Raw genomic sequence first — 1751 nt, 5'->3', positions numbered from 1 at the left:
TCATTTTGGTTATTTATTGATACGCAGATAAGTCCGATTTTTACCAGATTGAATCCCGTTTAATGCTTTAACAGTCTGCCTTGGCAAAGAATAATGTCAGTTAATCAACTACGGAAAATGTTGGTTTGTCGGAAACGGTGACTAAGGCTAACAACGCGGTCCCGGGCAGCCGGAAAATTAACGGGAAGACGTTGAGTGGGGATGTCAGTTTGAGTGCTGGGGATGTGGGGGCATGTCGTGCTTATAGCGGCTCGATCAATACCGCTACTGGCATGTGGACAACCGCTGAATTTTTACAATGGCTAAAATTCCAGGGGGCTTTTGATAATCCATACTGGATATGTAAGGGATCATGGTCATATGCCAACAATCGCATAATCAACGATACAGGCTGCGGTAATATTTGTCTTGCGGGGGCTGTGGTTGAAGTCATGGGCATAGAATCTGCAATGACTATCCGTGTTACAACACCGACGACGACAAACGGAAACGGCATCGCAAACGTACAATTTACTTATATTAATCATGGTGAAGGGTACTATCCGGGTTGGCGTAGGGACTATAACACCGCAAATAAACCCACTGCTGAGGATGTGGGGGCATTTCCTGGATTTATTTCTGTCAATAGTATCCCAACAAGGAGCTATGTTGGGGCCTGGGGCGGGTCCGGGAACGGGAGTTCGGGATGGGTTAAAGGACTTAATATCGGTACCACAGGTAGTGATGTAGGTCAATTATACATCGATCCCGATGGAAATCTTTATGCATATTTTTTAAATAATAATGGCTTTACAAGAGGGGGGGTAGTCAATACCCACCCAGTTGGCACCCCCATTCCATGGCCGCAACCCAATCCCCCATCAGGTTATCTTGCGTGCAACGGTCAAGCATTTAATAAATCTCAATATCCCCAGTTAGCCATAGCTTACCCATCCGGCGTACTCCCTGATCTGCGCGGTGAGTTTATTCGTGGCTGGGATGATGGGCGCGGTGTTGATAGTGGTCGTGGGATTTTGTCATGGCAGGGGGATGCAATTAGAAATATTACGGGCTCAATGCTTTTCAAAGAGATGGTTGCAGGAGTTCAATCCGCAGGCGTTTTTAATGAATCGAGAAACTACACTGATCGTACATATCATGAGGATGGGGGCGGCTACACATCGACTGTATATTTTGATGCATCTCGTGTCGTTCCGACAGCTAACGAAAATCGCCCTCGTAATATAGCATTTAACTACATAGTGAGAGCAGCATAATGACAGAACAAAAATACTCTTTAGACCATGAAACCGCCGTATTGGGTAAAGATGGTTTAGCCACTCAAGCAGGATGGATAAAGGTTTACCACACTAATCAGATGACAAGAGAATTTACCACTGCTGATATTGAATATGTCATGCTTGGTGTTAGTCTGTCAGCCGGTGCCTATTCCGATGCGCCAGAGCTCCCGAAATCTCATAATGAAGCTGTTTGTCGTAGCGAAGATAAACTCTGTTGGGAAATCGTCCCTGATTATCGGGGTAAAATCGCTTACGACACTCAAACTCGTCAGAAGCGTGAAATCACCGAACTGGGCGAACTGCCGGATACCCTGACCTTCAAGCAACCTGATACTGATTATGATAAGTGGAACGGTAAAGAATGGGTAGTTGATAAAGACCTTCTCAAATCGCATCAGATTGATGAAGCCAAGCAACAGCAAGCAGCACTGTTACAACAGGCAAATGACACTCTCTCATTGCTACAAGACT

Annotated in this window: 2 protein-coding genes and 1 pseudogene; all 3 read left to right on the top strand. The window is 45.5% G+C overall.

What is annotated here, in order from left to right:
• Positions 1-224 precede the first annotated feature (224 nt).
• A pseudogene (locus C5471_RS25435) lies at positions 225-612 on the top strand (hypothetical protein); the annotation flags it as partial.
• Positions 594-1256, top strand: a complete 663-nt coding sequence (locus C5471_RS25430; RefSeq protein ID WP_422630941.1) for a phage tail protein — start codon at positions 594-596, stop codon at positions 1254-1256. The pseudogene C5471_RS25435 and the gene C5471_RS25430, both read left to right, overlap by 19 nt.
• Positions 1256-1751: tail fiber assembly protein (locus C5471_RS23120; protein ID WP_166296550.1), on the top strand; the 496-nt coding region annotated here is incomplete at its 3' end. The genes C5471_RS25430 and C5471_RS23120, both read left to right, overlap by 1 nt.

The sequence above is a fragment of the Photorhabdus tasmaniensis genome, from assembly GCF_011189505.1.
Lineage (GTDB): Bacteria > Pseudomonadota > Gammaproteobacteria > Enterobacterales > Enterobacteriaceae > Photorhabdus > Photorhabdus tasmaniensis.
This window is presented reverse-complemented; position numbering and strand designations above follow the sequence as displayed.